Origin of the sequence: Clostridium sp. YIM B02569, from assembly GCF_022320765.1 — a bacterium.
Taxonomy (GTDB): Bacteria; Bacillota; Clostridia; order Clostridiales; family Clostridiaceae; genus Clostridium; species Clostridium beijerinckii.
In genome coordinates this window covers 113,252-131,428 of the sequence record NZ_JAKJJX010000018.1, presented here as the reverse complement: position 1 = coordinate 131,428, position 18,177 = coordinate 113,252, and the positions used below count along the sequence as shown (strand labels likewise).

Below are 18,177 nucleotides of genomic sequence, written 5' to 3'. Positions count from 1 at the left end.
TATTTGAAGTGTTTTTATTTTCATAATCATGTTTAGCATATCCTAAGTGACTTTCCATCTCCGATTCCAGCATCTGCTGAAGTAACCCTCCAAATAAATCCTTTAATGTATTTTGTATATCTTCAGCCGTTTTTATATCAGAGTTATTCAAAATTAATTTTACTAATTCATCTCTAGATAAAGACATAGCCTGTGCTCCCTTCATTTTATAATTTATTATATCATCCTAATGAAGTTTACACAGACTATTTTACACTCTCTTAAATTTATACAAACACCATATCTTCATACTGAAGAAACTATGACAATTCATCTATATTGCTTAATAAAATAGCTGCTACCTTGTACAATATTTCAGCTCTCTCATTTATTGTTACATTGCTCCATTTCTTTTGAGCTTCCTTAGCCGTTTGTACTGCACTATCCACTTCTTCCTTTGTCATTGCTGGAACTCTACCTAACAATGAATTATTTAATGGTGACTTTATTTCTACAAAGTTTCCACTTCTGCTGCTAACCCATTCCCCGTTTATTAGATTTTTAAAAGTATTGTTTTCGTCTTTTATATGATTAAACATAATTAATTTCCTCATTATTTATTTATAATTTATTACTCTTTTGTTATACCTATTCCTGCTTCAAACATCTCAAAATTTATATATTCCTTTTCAATTTCCATGTATATTAAATTATGATAAACAGTTTTCATAATTGGTACTGGCCACAAAAATAGAAGTCTCCATCCTTTGGTAAATTCTCCATCATCTATTCCTTTGATATCCTGCCTTTATATCAAAATCTTCTCCTAATTTCTCAGTCTCGATAGGACGTGTATAGAATACAGTACTTTTGAAGTTGTTATTATTGTTTAGTTTTGCTATTTCTTCTCTAAAACTACGATGCATTGCATTAGGTATACTATAAATGAAATGTTTTTCTCTATTACTATTAATTGCATCATAAGCCATTGTAAGCATGGGTGTTATTCCAATTCCTCCGCCCATTAAAACTAATGTTTTTTCACTATCCTTTAATATGAAATTTCCAAGGGGTACAGTTATTTGAAGATTGTCCCCTTCCTTTATTTCATCACATAGTTTTTTGCTTAAGTAACCAGTCTCTTCTCTCTTTACACTTATTCTATAAGATTCTTCATTAGGATTCATGGACAATGTGTATTTTCTTGGTTTAGTGAAAGTATTATCTTCATTTTTGATTCTGATAGTTATAAATTGCCCTGCTATAAATTCAGGAAGTTTACCTCCATCTGATGATTTTAAATGGAATGATGTGACTACTTCATCTTCTTTAACTGTTTTAAATACCAGAAAATCTTTAAATCCCTTCCACTTGTTATTTGAATTTACATTATTAGTATCTATCATTGAAATGCTCCTCATTTTTCTTTAGTTTTTTATTTTAAAGTTTGTTTTTCTTGAATTTGTTTGATTAAACTTATGTGATTATTATATCTTCATAAAAATAAACACAATATGATTTCAATCAAATTTCAAAAAATATCTAACATAGAATTTTAATGCTAAAAGATACTGAACTCGATTTGTATCTTTTACTAAATATATAATTAAATAAAAAAACTGTCTCAAAAAATTGAGATAGTTTTTTTATTTAAATTCTTGTTATCTACATTTATACACTTTGCTTTAAACAAGTTTTTAGATCTTCATCAGGTTCGCTTATTGTTTGTAAGTTAAATGTATCAACTAAATATTGCAATACATTAGGACTTATAAACGCTGGAAGTGATGGTCCAAGGAAGATTCCCTTTATGCCTAATGAAAGTAATGCTAAAAGATCAGCAACCGCTTTTTGTTCGTACCATGATAATATTATTGATAATGGCAATCCATTTACACTTGTATCAAATGCATCCGCAAGTGCAGTAGCAATTCTAACTGCTGAATATGCATCATTACATTGGCCTACATCTAATAATCTTGGAAGTCCAGCAACTTCTCCAAAATCTAATTTATTAAATCTATATTTACCACATGCTAATGTTAGGATTACACAATCTTCTGGAACCTTCTTTGCAAATTCAGTATAGTAATTTCTTCCTGGTCTTGCACCATCACATCCTCCAATTAAAAAGAAATGTCTAATACTTCCATCCTTAACTGCATTAACAATTGTTTCTGCATGGCTTAGTGTTGCATGATGACCAAAACCAACAATAATTTCTTTTGGTTCTTCTGATTTTGTAAATCCACCAAGTTCTAATGCTTTTTCTATTATTGGTGTAAAGTCTTTATGACCATCTTTGTCAGCAGAAATATATTTAACTCCATCCCATCCAACTACACTTGTAGTAAAAATCCTATCTTTATATGTTTCTCTAGGTCTCATCAAACAATTTGTAGTCATTAAAATACAACCTGGTATACCGTCAAATTCTTTTTGTTGATCTTGCCAAGCTCCACCATAATTTCCTACAAGATGCTCATATTTTTTAAGTTCAGGGTAACCATGACTAGGTATCATTTCACCATGAGTATATATGTTAATTCCTTTATCTTCAGTTTGTTCTAATAACATATCTAAGTCTCTTAAATCATGTCCTGAAACAATTATAAATGGTCCTTTTTTAATATTTACATTAACTTTATGAGGACTTGGATTCTTATAAGTCACTGTATTAGCTTCATCTAATTTACTCATAACTGCAACACTCATATCACCAGTTCTCATAGTCATTCTAATTAGTTCTTCAACGCTTAAATTATCATTTGTTGTACATTCTAACCCTCTAAAATAAAAATTATCAACTTGATCATCATAATAACCTAAACATCTTGCTTGATGTCCATATGCACTTATCCCCTTTAATCCATAAACTATTGTTTGTCTAAGTGATCTTACATCAGCATCTAAATCTTGGTCAAACATAATTCCAGCTCTTTTTGAATCTTTAAGCATTTCTTCCTTAGTTTCACTTAAGTTATAAGTTGCTTGTTCTGGATATTCTTTATCGGCATCCACTCTGTCTCTTAAACTTACTTTTATTCTTTGAGAATCTTTAAGCATTTCCACGTGAACTTCTGCATCAAAATTAACATTTGTAAGTGTTGTAAATAATGAATTTTCTACAAAACTAACAATACTTTTGTCTATTTCTTCTCCTTTCTCTATAAGATCCTTTGCATAACAACTTATTCCTTTACATTGATATATAAGTAAATCTTGAAGATTCGCTATTTCAGGAGTTTTTCCACACACGCCAATTTTAGTACATCCTTTTCCCCCTGCTGTTTGCTCACATTGATAACAAAACATAGGATTTTCATCCATAAATATCACTCCTTAAAAATTAATTTATATTATTATTTGCATAAATTTATTTTATATTCTTAATTAAATAACAATAATAAGTATTTTTTCTTATCTCTCAAATTACCATATTTAATTTTCACAATTCTAATCAACCTTTGATTTTTCAAACTTTTACCTAATTCAATTTACATTTTTCCACCACTTTATATATCTTAATTCAATTTAATTTAAACTTTTAGGCATTTGATTTAAATCATATTCCACTAAATTTTTAGTAATTGTGAATGTATAGGTTGTAAATTATTATATATCAGTGTTAAGTGATTTATATCACGGCACCATTATCATTTATGTTATAAAGTTATATAAACAAAGTTTTTAGGAGGAATATAGAAATGGAAAAAATAAATGTTAACTATGAAAAAATGTATTACGGATTTCCTGTAATTCTTATAAGCTTCTTTGATAAAAATGGGCTTCCAAATGTAACTACTCTTTCATCTTCCTATAGCCTTAAGGATATGGTAGTTCTTGGCTTTAGTAGCAAAGGATATGCAATTAATCAAATTAAAGAAGTTCGTGATTTTGTAATTAATATCCCTGACAGTTCACTTAGGAAAGAAATTAGCTTTTGCGGAACTAAATCTGGTCATGAAGTTCAAAAGTTTGACGCTACCAAATTAACTTATTCTAAATCTAAAATTGTAAACGCACCAATCATTGAAGAATGTCCAATTACTATGGAATGTACTTTAACTGATGTTATCGAAAAAGATGCCTATGCAGGTATTACTAATATTCTTGGAATTATAAAGGGCAGGCTTATTTCAAAGGAATATTTAGATGATGAAAACAGATTAAATATTTCAAAATTTGATAACCTTTTATATTTTGGGGATGGAATAAACAAAGGATATAGATATATTAAAAATGAGCAATAAGATAAGGAGGGAGCTATATGTCTTACGAAGCTATTTGGGCTAAAAATCAAAGACTAAATGACGTAGAAATTATAAAACTTGAAAAGGATGGCTTAGATGTAATTAAAACTATAATTGACAAATACTCTAAGGAAGGTTATGATTCAATAACGCCTAAAGATATGAATAGATTTAAATGGGCTGGCGTTTACGAACAAAAGCCAAGAGAGGGATACTTTATGATGAGAGTTCGTATTAATTCTGGAATAATGACTTCAGAGCAAGCAAAAGTTTTAGCAGGGATTGCTAAAGATTATGGACGTGGAATTGCAAACGTCTCTACAAGAGGAGCTATACAGTTTCACTGGGTTCAAGTAGAAGATTTACCTTCTATTTATGAAAGATTAGAAGCTTGTGGACTAAGTCCTTTTGAGGCTTGTGGCGATTGCCCTAGAACGATAGTTGGAAATCCTCTTGCTGGAATTGATAAAGATGAACTTATGGATACAACTGAACTTGTAGAACAAGTTAATAATTTCTTCTTATTAAACAAGGATTTTTCTAATCTACCAAGAAAATTTAAAATATCAATATCAGCTAGTATACATAATGCAGCTCATGCACAAATTAATGATCTTGCCTTTACTCCAGCAACAAAAAAAATTGATAATCAGGACGTAATTGGTTTCCACGTATGGGTTGGAGGAGGACTTTCAGCAAGCCCTCATTTAGCACAAAAACTAGAGATATTTGTTAAACCAGAAGATGTACTAAAGGTTGCTGAAGGTGTATGTACTATTTTTAGAGATTATGGATATAGGGAAAAACGTACTCGTGCCCGCTTAAAATTTTTAGTAGCTGACTGGGGAGCAGAAAAATTCAAGAATAAATTATTAGAATTTACTGGGGATATGCCAAGCTCAGGTGATGATAAATTAGCTTCATGGAATGCATCTTATTATTTTGGAGTACATTCCCAAAATGAAGATGGCAAAAGCTATATTGGTGTTAGTTTACCACTTGGAGAAATCACTTGTGATCAACTTTTAGAACTTGCCCATATTTCAGAAAAATACGGAGATAGAAAAATTAGAACTACACTATCACAAAATTTAATTATTACAGGCATAAGTGATGAAGAGATACCTTCGCTATTAAAAAAAGATGTATTTAAACAACTTTCTCCAAATCCAAGTATTTTTACAGGATACACAGTTTCTTGTACAGGTAAAGAATTCTGTAATTTAGCCATTGTTGAAACAAAAAAACGTGCTAAAGAAGTTATCGAATATCTTGATTCTAAAATCAAACTAGATACACCGTTACGTATCCATTTTACAGGTTGTCCTAATTCTTGTGGACAAAAACATATAGCTGATATCAGCCTCCAAGGTGCATTAATAAAAACTGACGATAGCTGTGAGGAAGCCTTTACCATATGGCTTGGTGGTACACTAAACAATGGCGGGCAGTTTGCAGAAAATCTAAACTACCGTGTAAAATCTACTGAGGTTCATATAGTTCTTGAGAAAATAATAACTTTCTTTGAAAAAAGTAAGTTAGAGAATGAGACTTTTAATGAATTTATCGCAAGAGTAGGAATTAGTAAAATCACAGAAAACATATAAAAACCTAATTAAAACAGAACCAGTGAGATATGTTTATGTCCCACTGGTTTAACTTTTTATTCTTACTTTTTTCCAACAGCTGCAAGATATATAATAAATTCTTCATCTCCATCTAACCTCAAAAGAGTGTCTATCATCTTTTGATCATAAATTCCTATAGCACATGCACCTGCTTTGATTGATTCACTGGCTAAATAAAGATTTTGGCATACATGACCAACATCTATTAAAATCTTTTTATGTGCCGTAATATCAAACTTCCATTCTGAACGATAAGGCGTCGTACTCCAAGCAAATAATACAGCCGCTTTCTTTGCAAAGTTAGGTACAAAAGGCTGATCCAAAGTAATTTCATCTATTTTATTGTCAATTTCATCTAATTCAAACATGAATAAAAGTTTATGCTCCACTGGTAGATATCTATAAATACCTTTTTGTATCCCATCAACATTCATAATAAATAAATATGTTTCAAAAGAATGCGTTGCCCCACTACAAGGAACTGTTCTTAAAGTTAGACCTGCTTTATTAGTTTCAGTAATTCCTTGAGTAGCCCATAATAAATATGACAATTCTTCAAGATTCATAGACTTTTCAGAATAAAACCTTGTACTTCTTCTATCACCTATACACCTATAAATATTAGAATTCGTTACAGTTTCTTCACTGACCCTTGGTAAAGCAACAATTCTAGATTGCGAATCATAAGATTTTATACTATCTGGCTGAGGTATACCTTTCATTTTATCAGTTTTTATATTTTTGAATTCGTCAAAATTAGATTTCAAAAAATTTCTCTGCTTTTCATATCTTGTCATAAAAATTCTCCTATCCTATCTTTTGGAAAATATAATATCATAATACTAAAAAATAGTATGTATCATCAGTTACGTTTATTGTTCTATAAGACGCAATTATTTCTATATTGTAATTTTATTTATCAAATCATTTTACGAGAACTAGTGCTTCAAATAAATTCATCTACCATATTGTACCTATCTCATTTCAAGTTTTTATATCAAAAAAGCACCTACATTTCTGTAAGTGTTCTATATTAAATATTAACTTGTCCCCTTATCTTGTTGCAAACTTCATATTAATTGCAATCTATGTATTTTACACTGTATCCTGCCTTATTTATTGAACCTTTTAGTATTTCTTCACTCATATCTATTTTCATTCTGACATTTGCTAAGTTCTTCTTTAAATCAACCTTTGCATATACATTGTCCAAACTGTTAAGGGCATTTTCAACATGATTAGCACAATTTCCACATGTCATACCTTCAATATATATAGTCTTTGATATCTGATACTCTGATAACTCCTTTTTGTTTATCTTCTTTCTCTTTGTACTCTTTCCTATAGTTCCCCCACAGCATCCAAATCTTAATTTTTCTATAAAGCTCCTAACTGAAAAAACTATAATCAAAAGTATTATCCCACTTAATATATATGTTGCCATAAAAACACCTTCCTTTAATTAATGTAAATTTATTTATTTTAAGTATATCACTGTAAATTGTATTCGACAATGATTATCATTACCTTGTATTGAATAACAAAAACACATTATCTATTGCTTAAATAGTATTAATATCCTACTAAACAACTCCAAAATTTCATTTTTTCAATAATTTTTTCTGATTTCAAAAGTTTTTTGTACAAATAACTTGCAATATATATCTTTTAGATATATATTTGATATATCTAAAAGATATATTGGAGGAAATAAAAATAATGAATGAACTTTTTATTTTAGGTGAATTAATGGAAGAACCACAAAGTGGTTATGATCTACGTAATGCCTTACAAGCTTCTTTAGGACGTCATCGTAAAGTCAGCTATGGAGTAATTTATCCATTGCTCGAAAAATTAGAGAATGATGGTTTTTTAGAAATAACTAACGTAGAATCACACGGAAAAAATAAGAAAATGGCTACAATTACGGAAAAAGGAAAAGAACGTTTTTTTGAGCTAATGAAAATGCCTGTTCCAAGCGGAGCCCATACTGCTGATATATATTTAATTAAACTTGATGTAATGCAGCACCTTACAATAGACGAACAAATGCAACTATTGAATCAATTCGATCAAGAACAAAGAGAGATAATTGAAGATACGCAATTTGCACTAAAAAAATTAGCTGAGGAAGATTCGAAAGATCACTGGTATGCAAGTAAAAGGTTTGAATTACGACTACAGCAGGCGAATGTTGCAATTGATTGGATTAAAGAATTTAAACATGAACTGAAGAAAGAATGGTGATAAGAATGACAAAGGAAATAAAAGTAGCCTTATTAATGGCTGCTAGTCTCTTTATGGAGATTTTAGATGGAACAATAGTAACAACTGCACTTCCTAAAATGGCCCAATATTTTCATACTGGCTCATCAACAATTGCTTTACTCGTTAGTGTGTATTTGATCACAGTTGCGATTTTTATTCCCCTAAGTGGATGGATGGCTAATCAATTTGGGAAAAAGAAAATTTGGATTATTGCTGTCATCCTCTTTACCATTAGCTCCTTAAGCAGTGCACTAGCGCCTAATTTCTCTTTCCTTTTGATAATGAGAATTATACAAGGAATTTCTGGTGCATTGATGACACCTACCGCAAGACTGATTGTATTAGAAAAAACACCAGCTTCACAGTTATTAAAAATGATTAGTTACTTGGTTTGGCCTGCACTCATCGCACCAGCAATAGCACCTTTAGTTGGTGGATTTATTGTTACCTACTGGAACTGGCAATGGATTTTTTTAATTAATGTACCAATAGGTTTAATTACAGCATTAATAGGAGCAAAATTAATTGATACTGATAAAGTAAAAAATAAAACTTCATTTGATCTCATAGGATTTATAGAAATTGCACTTTCATCTGGCATAATTTTAGTTGGAGCAGAAATAGCAACTCACGGAAAAGATTATTGGCTTAGCGCACTAGGATTAGTAATTTTAGGAATAATACTTGGATTTATAGTTTTCAGGCACTTAAAAAAATCAGATAATCCACTATTTTCACTTGATTCACTAAAAATAACTTCTTTTAGAATATTCCAAACAAGTGGATCTGTTCTATGGCTATGTGTTGGAGCATTACCGTACATATTAACAATTTTTTTACAAACGGTCTTTCAATGGTCAGCAGTAAAAGCCGGAAGTTACGTGTTATTTATTTTTGTTGGAAACATTGGAATTAAACCTTTTACAAATATAATTATTCGTAAATTAGGATATCGCGGTGCACTATTATCATCATTTGGAATGGTGTTTATTACATCAATTGCTTTAGCATTCATTCAAATTAATACTTTTCCTGCTTGGATAATGTTTCTTGCACTAGTTTCAGGTGTAGGACGTTCATTAGCCTTAACTGCTTACAATGGACTAAGCTTTTCTGAAATAGCCCCTCAAGATAGGAATAGTGCAAATACTTTGAATGCTGTAGTTTCAACATTAGCACAAGGAATGGGTATATCAATTATTACAGTTGTTGTTAATTTACTACAGATTTTCTTTTCAATTACTATCTCTTATAAATTAGGCTTTGTTTTCCTTGGTCTATTGATGTTATATCCAGTAATCGAAGTAATATTTTTACCTAAAAACATTGGACATGCTACAATCAGCTAGTTTTATTTATAGTCTTCCATTCAAAAAAACTCAAACTTTAATTAAGATTGCTATCATAAAATAGGCTTTTACAATGTATGTTTTTCAAAAATTGTGTCAATAATTAAAATACGATTTCCTATTTTCAATAAATAAAGAGATAGCACTATTATCATTAACCTGATATTTCTGCTATCTCTTTCTATTTTACTAAAAGAACTAGTTAAATTAATTTACACATATCTTTATTTGGAAAGTTCATTTTGAAAATCACAGGAAGCAACCACCTTATATCCTGATGATCTTAGATTTTCCAGCAAGATTATTACTCCAGTAATATACTGTTCTTCCTTTATACCTTCTCCAGGCTCAATACCAAGATAATATTTTGAGTATAGAAAACCGTCTTCTTCTTTAACACTTTTTTCTTCACTAAAATCTTCATTATTTATCAATTCTATTTTCATTAAATCTGAAATGATTGTCCATCTTTTTTTACTACCCATTGTTATTTTTTCAATTAAATTCAATATAACTTCTTTTTCTTCATCAGTGTTGATGAAAATTTTACAGTACGAACTTCTATATTTACTCATATTATCACTCCCTCATAACAAAATATTATCTAATATGTACTCAATACAAGTATACATTAATAAATAAGGTACGTAAATATTTTGAAAATAGACTCTAACTATCCATTTTAGTCATATTATAATAAGCTATTATAATCAATAATATATTATTAATATTACTAACTTTTAAATATCGTCTTATTAGTCGTACTTTTTCAAATAATTAATTTTAGAGATTATATGTTTTAATAATAAATTTATATTAAATACTATAATCAGCTTAAATTCTCAATTAAGTATAAACTGTATAAATTTAATTTCAATATATACTTTGTCTTTTTGTATAAGTCATCTAAAAGATAAAAAAAGAAGCTATTCACAGATTTTTCTGTAAAATAGACTTCTTTTTGCAAGCAATCAATTCTTTGTTTATTCCAATACTTAATTCCCGATTTTCATTGCTGCGATGGCTCCACCATCACACAAAATATCTGTACCGGTCAAATAACTGGCTGCGTCGCTTGCAATGAGTGCCATAAGCTGTGCAATTTCTTCTACATCTCCAACTCTTCCTAAAGCACCTCTTTCTGCAAATAAAGCAGCCTCTTTTCCTTCAATTTCACCCATTGGAGTAGCAAATGTTCCTGGACTTACTGATAAAACACGAATACCTTTCTTTCCATAGAGGCATGCACTTTGGGCCGCATACCAAATAACAAAGTTCTTTGAAATAATATATGAAAAACCAGACCTCATCTCTACCGGCATTGAACTAACAATTCCTAAGACTTTCGTTTTAAATGCTTCAGGATCTAATAAACTAGTTTTATATTCACCTCGTGGTAGCTTATCCTCAGGCGCCATATATGCTGACATAGAAGAAACATCTATAATGCAGCTGCCTTTATCCATTACCTTTGAGAATTCCTCATTTACATAAATTGTTCCCATAGCATTAACATTAAAAATAACTTCTCCATTTCCCATGTTTGGAGACATTCCAGCTGCATGAATAACTGCTTTAATACTTCCTAACTTGGCCGCATAGCCTGCAAGCTTCTTAACAGACTCCCTGTCACTTACATCGCATGGAAAAGCCTCCGCCTCAAATCCCATATCTTTTAGTTCCTTCAATGCTCCCTCAAGTTTTTTAACTGTACGGCCTACTAAAATAATACTATGGTCTTTACCTATAATTTTCGCAGTAGCAAGTCCCATACCACTACCACCGCCTGTTATTACACAAATTGGTTTCATATCTGTTACACCTCTCCTATTTTGATATATTTGAAAAATTTGAGTATTAGTGATCTTTGCTTCCCATAACCCCTTTTATCATTCGAGTTGCAACCCCAGGATTAACACTATAGATAAAATTCATAAGCTTTGAATCCTTCCCAATGAAGAATCTATACTTATTCTTTTCCATACCTTTAATGATCTTTTCAGCTGCAGATGCTGGTGATAATATTAATTTTGAACCCTTTTGTTCAGCCGATAAACTCTCGTTGGTAGTTTGTGAGTTTTTCTTAATATCTGTTGCAATCCCACCTGGGAATACCAAAGAGACGTTCACATTTGTGTCATATAACTCTGAATATAAGCCTTCTGTCATCATCTTTACTGCTGCCTTTGAGGCACCGTAAACACTCTGTCCTGGAACCGGTAAGAAACCTCCCATGCTGGCAATATTTACAATATGAGCTTCAGGTCTAGTAATTAAATGTGGTAGCAATGCTTTTGTCATATAAAGAGTTCCATAAAAATTAACGTTCATTACCCTATCTATCTGCTCCAATTTCAATTCTTTTAACTGAACAAACGGCTGAATAATTCCTGCATTATTAATAACTCCATCTATGTGACCTAGCATAGAAATAATTTCTTCAACAAAGCTAAATACAGATTCTCTATTCGCAATGTTTACAATTCTAGTAACTAACATTTCATTTTTGCCTGATAGATTAAAAGTCTCTTGAAGACCAGCTTCATTTATATCTATTGTAATAACTCTTGCTCCTTTTGATAATAATTGAAGAACTAATTCTCTTCCTACTCCATTTCCCCCACCGGTAACAACTATATTTTTATTTTTCACTCTCATAAACAATCCTCCTAAAATTTTCTGTTAATGTTTTCTTCTTATTCAAAAGATTATAATGTTACTAATTCAGCGCTTTTTGTAATACCTCTGTATTACGCAGTTTGAATCTAATATAAAAAGTTGTAGTCAACATCCTCTTCTTTTTTAATCTGTTTATCTTAAAAGCTATATGTTTATCTTATATCTAATTTCTAACAGTAACAATTGTACCTTCGGGCAAATATATACTGTACTTTTAGGCAAGAAAAAATAGTTTCAGTGGAAAATAACTTTTCCATTGAAACTATTTTTTAACATGTATGATTCCCTGCTCTATTGCTACTGCAACAGCCTCTGATCTAGACTCAACTTTCAACTTACTGTATATATTAGTCAAATGCGCTTTTACAGTTCTTTCTGAAATACCCATGTCAGAAGCTATTTGCTTACTTGTGCTTCCCCTTGCAACTGCGTGTAGCACAAATGATTCTCTTTCTGTAATTGGAGTGTTAAGTAACTCATTGGTATGACTGCCTCCATCTTTTTGACCAAATACACTCATGGTAATTTCCGGCTGAAGGAGTATTTCTCCCCTAATTGCAGATTCCACAGTTCTAATGAGCTCTTCACGAGTACTATCTTTAAGTAAATATCCCTTTGCTCCTAATGAAAGTCCTTCTCTTATTAAGTTTTCATCATTAAAGGTCGTTAAAATAATTACTGGTATTGTATTGTTTTTTCCACTTAAAGCTTTTAGTGCTTCTATTCCACTTCTTTTAGGCATATTTAAATCCATTAAAACCACATCTGGCATTAATTCTTCTATAAGAACTAATGCTTTGTCTCCATTTTCAGCTTCACCGACAATTTCATAATTTGCTTCTGTTTCAAATATTAACTTTAATCCTTCTCTAACTACCAGATGATCGTCCACTACCAATATCTTTTTCTTATTCATTTTAGTCATCTACTCCTTTTTTATTGGTATTATGATATTTATCTCTGTTCCGTGTTCCCTATGACTTTTTATTTTAATTTGCCCATTAACTGCTTTGACGCGCTCAGTCATTCCCAATATTCCATAATGCCCAAATAATTTATCTAATATCTGAGTATTAAAGCCTATACCATCATCTGTAATATTTATATTAATTTCATTGTCAATTTCTATTATCCTTACAACTGCATTTCTAGCTTTTGCATGTTTTGCTATATTATTTAATGCTTCCCTTACAATATATAAAGTATGCCTAAGCATATTTAAAGAAATTTTGGATTCTACCCTAATATCTGTTGTGATTGAAGTATTTGATATATTCCTAAATGTTGTGATTTCATTTTCTATAGACTTATTAAAGTCTATATACTCCTTTGAAGAGCGTAAGTCATTTATAGCAAGTCTAGAGTCTGATAGCGTTTTTCTAGCATGCTCCATTGATTTCTCCACAATTTCTTGAGCCCTATTAAAATTTTTATTATCTAGATTAGCTTTTACTGCTTCTAGCTGCATGATTATTCCTGCAAGACCTTGAGAAAGTGTATCATGCAATTCTCTCGCCATTCTTTGCCTTTCATTAGTTATAGTTAGTTCTTCTACTTTTTCATAAGCTAATTCTAACTCTTTTAAAACTTTCTGTGATTGCACCCTCATTTTTATCTGCTTGAAAAAAGCAATTGAATACGCACGCATAGCTACTGTAATAATTATGAGCAAAGGTATTGATTTAATTAACTCATCAACTCCACTAATTGCTAGGATAGTACCACAATAAACACAATAAAAATAAAAAGCTGTAACAATAACTTTAAATGCATCATTATAAATCATCATACTTTGAATTATAAAGAGAGGAATTAATCCAATCAATAAAGGTTCATAACCATTAGGTGCTATAACAGCATAATTAAACGTTATTATTCCTTGAATAAAAAAATATAGCCAATACTTCTTTTTAAATATACTGTCAGAAAATAAATATATCGCTAACTGAATTATAATTACAATAGTGAATATAACGATTGATTTTAAAGATAAATTACCTGAACTCTGCCCAAATATAGTAGATAAGTACAATAAAGATATACCAACTATTATTGGAGATTTTGGAAAAAGAACTTCATCCAAGTCTGGTGTAAACAATTTTTTAAATTGATTTTTCATAACTTCCACCTACCATTATTAAATTACATTAGTTATAAACTCTTATTTTAACCCGAGTTTATAGATTTAATTATTTATTTTATATCAATTCTATTATTTAAACAATTGTACCTTTGGGCAAAAAGCTACTGTATATCTACTTATTTAGTTATCTATGCATAAATGAGAATCCATAGTTATAATATATATTTTTGTTAAAGTTACAATTAGCACCAAATGTATTTTAAAACACATAGTGGTGCTTCAACCTTATTTCTACGTGCCAGTTGTCAAACTTCTATTCCAATAGTCCTAATATCCTTTATCTTAATCTTCTCTAGTAGCAAATGATAATATCCGGATTTTGAATATGAAAGTCTAAATTAAATATTAAAACTATTTAATCCAAGAGCCATTGTTATTAATCCAACCTGTAGACATAATACAGTCAGCTTTTAAATAGTACAAGGCAGACCCATCTTTTAACCAACTAGTGTCCTTTATTCCATTATCTTTGTTTTAATTACATGTTCCACTGCCAGTTTTCTTTCTGTGTAAGGTTATACCTTATACAACTTTTTGTAATATGACTAATTAAATACGAGCCTTAGCATCCGGACATAATCATCTTTGGATATTAAGCTTTCTAAATTTCGCGATAATATAAGTTGAAAATTATTATTAAGCTCATTATAATCTTTAAATTACGATTTATTTTGTATCATAATTTAATTATATACTCAATATGGACTGTTCGAAATTTACATTTCTTTATATCTAAAAAGAGCTGCTGCAAAGCCAACTTTGTAAGTTTTGCAATAGCTCTTTTAAAAATTACTAATCTTTAAGAATTTAAATTTGATTCTACTTCATTAGCCTCTAGTGACTTTTTACGTTTTGCTTTTCCAAACTTTCGTTTAACGTCATCAAGAATTGTATATACAATCGGTACTACAAATAATGTTAGAATTGATGATGTAATTAAACCGCCAATTATTGCCTGTGCCATAGGTGCACGAGACTCTGAGCCCGCTCCTGATGCTAATGCTGCTGGAATCATACCAAATATCATAGCTAAAGAAGTCATTACTATTGGACGTAATCTTACAAGTCCTGCCTGTCTTATAGCTTCGTTTCTCGGAATACCTTCTGCTATCTTTTCCTTTGCAGCGTCTATAAGCAATATTCCGTTCTTAGCAACAAGTCCCATAAGCATAATAACACCTATCATACATATCATACTTATTGTACTTCCGAAAACAAATAGCCCAAGTACTGCTCCAATAAGGGCAAGTGGCAGTGCAAACATTATGGATATCGGATCAATAAAGCTTTCAAATTGTGCTACCATAACGAAATACAAGAATAATATTGCTATGAATATAGCCTGTATCATACTATTTAGACCTTCTGCCATCTGTCCACTTGTGCCCCCAACAGATATTGTAATTCCCTCTGGAAGCTCGCTTTGAATCTTTTCCTTATACTTACTTTCAAAAGTACCTGAAACTATTCCACTAACATTAGCAGAAAGTTCAATCTGTGGTTGTTTATTATATCTATGCAATGAGGAAGATGTTGTTTCTATAACTTTCTTAGTAACTTGACTTAAAGGAATTTGTTGATTCTTATTACCTAAAACATAGATATTATCAAGATCACTAAGATTCTTACGTTCACTATCATCTATAGATACTTTTACATCATATCTATCTTTTCCGCCATCATACTTAGTCGCACTTGAACCGTTATATAATGTTGACAGCATGCTTGCAACATCTGAACTATTAACACCTAAATCTGCTGCTTTATCACGATCAACGTCAATCCTTACTTGTGGTGTACCAGATTTACTGTTTGTACCAACATCCCTTGCATTAGGATCTTTAGCCATTTCTCCTGCCATTTTATCTGCAAAAGCCTGAAGTGCATCCCTGTCATCTCCTACAAGGTTGTAAGCTACATCCTTTCCTCCTCCACTTCCAGCACTTACTGTAATTTGAGTTCCTGAAATGCCTTTTAAATCTGCTCTAAGTTTATCTGCTATTGCCTGAGAACTTTCCTTACGTTCCTTTTTATCAACTAACTGAATTTTAACTGATGTCCCAGATTTTTTTACTGTAGAATACATAAACTTTACTTCTGGATATTTACTAATAACAGCTTCAAGCTGCTTAGTTTTTTGAGATGCAGCATCTAATGTAATTCCTGAATCAAAGTTAGCACTAACACCAACCTGACCATTGTCAGTTACCGGCATATTTTCAAATCCTAACAATGTAGCTAATCCAATACTTCCAACAAACATTATTCCTGCAATAATTAAAACCAATGCTCTTTTATGCAAAGTATATGCTAATAAATGTGAATACTTCTCTGCAAAAACATCAAATTTTTCATTAAACCACTTAAAAAACTTACCAATAAATGTACTACTTTCTTTTCTTTCTTGCTTTAACATCTTTGAAGACATCATAGGAACAAGGGTAAATGATACGAACAATGAAACAATCATACTAAACACAACTGTAAGTGCAAATTCAATTACGTATTTTCCTATTATTCCTTTTACCATTGCCATAGGGAAAAATACTGATACAACAGCTGAAGTTGTTGCTATTACTGCAAATCCAATTTCTGATGTTGCTTCTTTTGCTGCCTGCACAGGCGTTTTCCCCATATGAAGATGCCTTACAATATTTTCTATAACAACTATAGCATCATCAATTAAAAGTCCTACGGCCAGTGATAAAGCCATTAATGACATTGAATTTAACGTAAAATTCATAATCTTCATACATGAGAAGGTACTAATTACTGAAATTGGAAGTGATGTTGCACTTATAAGTGTACTTTCCCACTCATTTAAGAACAAGAATACTATAATAACTGCTAATATACATCCTTCAACGATAGTATTCATAACTTCATTTACACTATCTTCTATTGATGTTGAATTATCACTAACAATATCCATCTTTACACCTTCTGGTAAAGATGACTTAACCTCATCAAGTACTTTCTTAATTTCTTTTGCTACTTCAACAGTATTCGCACCAGATTGCTTAACTATATCAATACCAATTGCCTGGTTACCTTGAAAGTATGCAATACTAGTTTTATCTTGAAATCCATCTTCAACTTTTGCAATATCTTTTAATCTTATTTCTGTATCATTCTTTTTTGTTATTAAAATATTTTTAAAGTCCTCTATTTTTTTTATTCTACTATTTGTTGTAATAGAAATTTCGCTATTTCCATCAATAACTTTTCCAGTTGATTGATCTACATTATCTTTTTTTATACCATTTAACACATCACTTGGTGATAAACCATAAGTCAATAACTTATTGTTATCAAGTTTTATATGAATTTCTCTTGTATCCTCACCAGATACATCTACCGACCCAATTCCAGATACGTTATACAATTTCTTAGTGAGCACATTATCTATAAAATCTGACATTTTTTTAGTATCATCTGAACCATAAACTGCAACAGATAAAATTGATGAAGCTGATGAATCAAACTTAGATATAACCGGATCATTTATATCTGTTGGCAAATCCCCTCTAACAGATGAAACCTTATCTCTAACTTCCTGTGCTGCTACATCAGCATCTTTACTCAAATCAAATGCTATTGTTGTTTGAGATGCTCCTTCACTTATATTAGACTTCACTGTATCTATTCCTGAAATTTTTCCAACTGCATCTTCTATCTTTTTTGTAACTTTAGATTCAATTTCTTCAGGAGTTGCTCCTGGCTCTGTAACCATAACTGTAATATTGGGCATCTCAACATTTGGCATATCGTTAAGTGTAAGCTCTTTATAGCTCATATAACCTACAATAGTGAGGGCTATCATTACAACTGTTATAAATGCTGGTCTTTTAATACTTATATTTGCTATTTTCATTTGT

The 18,177-nt window shown here is 30.8% G+C and carries 15 protein-coding genes and 1 pseudogene; 4 read left to right on the top strand and 12 right to left on the bottom strand.

Going from position 1 to position 18,177, the window contains the following annotated elements; genetic code table 11:
- From L3B96_RS17010 to hcp, 4 genes and pseudogenes are all read right to left on the bottom strand, one after another.
- Positions 1–187, bottom strand: a pseudogene (locus L3B96_RS17010) (IS256 family transposase); the annotation flags it as partial.
- A 112-nt stretch (positions 188–299) separates the two neighbouring features.
- Entirely contained in the window at positions 300–578 is a 279-nt protein-coding gene (locus L3B96_RS17005) for an aldehyde dehydrogenase family protein (protein ID WP_238948165.1), read from the bottom strand.
- A gap of 183 nt (positions 579–761) precedes the next feature.
- Complete coding sequence (locus L3B96_RS17000) at positions 762–1,385, bottom strand: FAD-binding oxidoreductase (RefSeq protein ID WP_238948164.1); 624 nt, start codon at positions 1,383–1,385, stop codon at positions 762–764.
- A 265-nt stretch (positions 1,386–1,650) separates the two neighbouring features.
- On the bottom strand, positions 1,651–3,309 hold the full coding sequence (hcp, locus tag L3B96_RS16995) for a hydroxylamine reductase (RefSeq protein WP_238948163.1): 1,659 nt from the start codon (positions 3,307–3,309) through the stop codon (positions 1,651–1,653).
- 377 nt (positions 3,310–3,686) lie between these two features.
- On the opposite strand from hcp, the gene L3B96_RS16990 reads away from it, so the two are divergent.
- Together L3B96_RS16990 and L3B96_RS16985 are read left to right on the top strand one after the other, a co-directional pair.
- Complete coding sequence (locus L3B96_RS16990) at positions 3,687–4,232, top strand: flavin reductase family protein (RefSeq protein ID WP_012059215.1); 546 nt, start codon at positions 3,687–3,689, stop codon at positions 4,230–4,232.
- A gap of 17 nt (positions 4,233–4,249) precedes the next feature.
- Positions 4,250–5,839: a nitrite/sulfite reductase gene (locus L3B96_RS16985; protein ID WP_238948162.1), complete on the top strand. Its 1,590-nt coding sequence runs from the start codon at positions 4,250–4,252 to the stop codon at positions 5,837–5,839.
- A 62-nt stretch (positions 5,840–5,901) separates the two neighbouring features.
- On the opposite strand, the gene L3B96_RS16980 is transcribed toward L3B96_RS16985, so the two are convergent.
- Entirely contained in the window at positions 5,902–6,657 is a 756-nt protein-coding gene (locus tag L3B96_RS16980) for a SagB/ThcOx family dehydrogenase (RefSeq protein WP_077830252.1), read from the bottom strand.
- A gap of 278 nt (positions 6,658–6,935) precedes the next feature.
- Positions 6,936–7,304, bottom strand: a complete 369-nt coding sequence (locus L3B96_RS16975) for a heavy metal-associated domain-containing protein (RefSeq protein WP_238948161.1) — start codon at positions 7,302–7,304, stop codon at positions 6,936–6,938.
- Between the two features lie 275 nt (positions 7,305–7,579).
- Here L3B96_RS16975 and L3B96_RS16970 point away from each other — a divergent pair, with 275 nt between their 5' ends.
- Both L3B96_RS16970 and L3B96_RS16965 read left to right on the top strand, forming a co-directional pair.
- Positions 7,580–8,107 (top strand): PadR family transcriptional regulator, encoded by a 528-nt coding sequence (locus tag L3B96_RS16970; protein ID WP_238948160.1) that lies wholly within the window; start codon positions 7,580–7,582, stop codon positions 8,105–8,107.
- 5 nt (positions 8,108–8,112) lie between these two features.
- Positions 8,113–9,477 (top strand): MFS transporter, encoded by a 1,365-nt coding sequence (locus L3B96_RS16965; RefSeq protein WP_238948159.1) that lies wholly within the window; start codon positions 8,113–8,115, stop codon positions 9,475–9,477.
- A gap of 224 nt (positions 9,478–9,701) precedes the next feature.
- Here L3B96_RS16965 and L3B96_RS16960 read toward each other — a convergent pair whose 3' ends face one another.
- The 6 genes from L3B96_RS16960 to L3B96_RS16935 all read right to left on the bottom strand — a co-directional run bounded on the left by L3B96_RS16960 (position 9,702) and on the right by L3B96_RS16935 (position 18,173).
- The gene (locus L3B96_RS16960) at positions 9,702–10,052 is read right to left on the bottom strand and encodes a hypothetical protein (RefSeq protein WP_012059221.1); all 351 of its coding nucleotides are present in this window, start codon (positions 10,050–10,052) and stop codon (positions 9,702–9,704) included.
- A gap of 420 nt (positions 10,053–10,472) precedes the next feature.
- Positions 10,473–11,288, bottom strand: a complete 816-nt coding sequence (locus L3B96_RS16955) for an SDR family oxidoreductase (RefSeq protein ID WP_238948158.1) — start codon at positions 11,286–11,288, stop codon at positions 10,473–10,475.
- A gap of 46 nt (positions 11,289–11,334) precedes the next feature.
- Positions 11,335–12,135: an SDR family oxidoreductase gene (locus L3B96_RS16950; RefSeq protein WP_238948157.1), complete on the bottom strand. Its 801-nt coding sequence runs from the start codon at positions 12,133–12,135 to the stop codon at positions 11,335–11,337.
- A 283-nt stretch (positions 12,136–12,418) separates the two neighbouring features.
- Positions 12,419–13,072, bottom strand: coding sequence for a response regulator transcription factor (locus L3B96_RS16945; protein WP_238948156.1), 654 nt, complete (start codon positions 13,070–13,072; stop codon positions 12,419–12,421).
- Between the two features lie 9 nt (positions 13,073–13,081).
- A complete protein-coding gene (locus L3B96_RS16940; RefSeq protein WP_238948155.1) occupies positions 13,082–14,275 on the bottom strand; it encodes a sensor histidine kinase in 1,194 nt (397 codons plus the stop codon).
- An 823-nt stretch (positions 14,276–15,098) separates the two neighbouring features.
- Positions 15,099–18,173, bottom strand: coding sequence for an efflux RND transporter permease subunit (locus L3B96_RS16935; RefSeq protein ID WP_238948154.1), 3,075 nt, complete (start codon positions 18,171–18,173; stop codon positions 15,099–15,101).
- Between the last annotated feature and the right edge of the window lie 4 nt (positions 18,174–18,177).

Bases quoted from the DNA above. Each gene is read 5' to 3' on its own strand.
- L3B96_RS17005 (WP_238948165.1), bottom strand. From the start codon at position 578: ATGTTTAATCATATAAAAGACGAAAACAATACTTTTAAAAATCTAATA.
- L3B96_RS17000 (WP_238948164.1), bottom strand. From the start codon at position 1,385: ATGATAGATACTAATAATGTAAATTCAAATAACAAGTGGAAGGGATTT.
- hcp (WP_238948163.1), bottom strand. From the start codon at position 3,309: ATGGATGAAAATCCTATGTTTTGTTATCAATGTGAGCAAACAGCAGGG.
- L3B96_RS16990 (WP_012059215.1), top strand. From the start codon at position 3,687: ATGGAAAAAATAAATGTTAACTATGAAAAAATGTATTACGGATTTCCT.
- L3B96_RS16985 (WP_238948162.1), top strand. From the start codon at position 4,250: ATGTCTTACGAAGCTATTTGGGCTAAAAATCAAAGACTAAATGACGTA.
- L3B96_RS16980 (WP_077830252.1), bottom strand. From the start codon at position 6,657: ATGACAAGATATGAAAAGCAGAGAAATTTTTTGAAATCTAATTTTGAC.
- L3B96_RS16975 (WP_238948161.1), bottom strand. From the start codon at position 7,304: ATGGCAACATATATATTAAGTGGGATAATACTTTTGATTATAGTTTTT.
- L3B96_RS16970 (WP_238948160.1), top strand. From the start codon at position 7,580: ATGAATGAACTTTTTATTTTAGGTGAATTAATGGAAGAACCACAAAGT.
- L3B96_RS16965 (WP_238948159.1), top strand. From the start codon at position 8,113: ATGACAAAGGAAATAAAAGTAGCCTTATTAATGGCTGCTAGTCTCTTT.
- L3B96_RS16960 (WP_012059221.1), bottom strand. From the start codon at position 10,052: ATGAGTAAATATAGAAGTTCGTACTGTAAAATTTTCATCAACACTGAT.
- L3B96_RS16955 (WP_238948158.1), bottom strand. From the start codon at position 11,288: ATGAAACCAATTTGTGTAATAACAGGCGGTGGTAGTGGTATGGGACTT.
- L3B96_RS16950 (WP_238948157.1), bottom strand. From the start codon at position 12,135: ATGAGAGTGAAAAATAAAAATATAGTTGTTACCGGTGGGGGAAATGGA.
- L3B96_RS16945 (WP_238948156.1), bottom strand. From the start codon at position 13,072: ATGAATAAGAAAAAGATATTGGTAGTGGACGATCATCTGGTAGTTAGA.
- L3B96_RS16940 (WP_238948155.1), bottom strand. From the start codon at position 14,275: ATGAAAAATCAATTTAAAAAATTGTTTACACCAGACTTGGATGAAGTT.
- L3B96_RS16935 (WP_238948154.1), bottom strand. From the start codon at position 18,173: ATGAAAATAGCAAATATAAGTATTAAAAGACCAGCATTTATAACAGTT.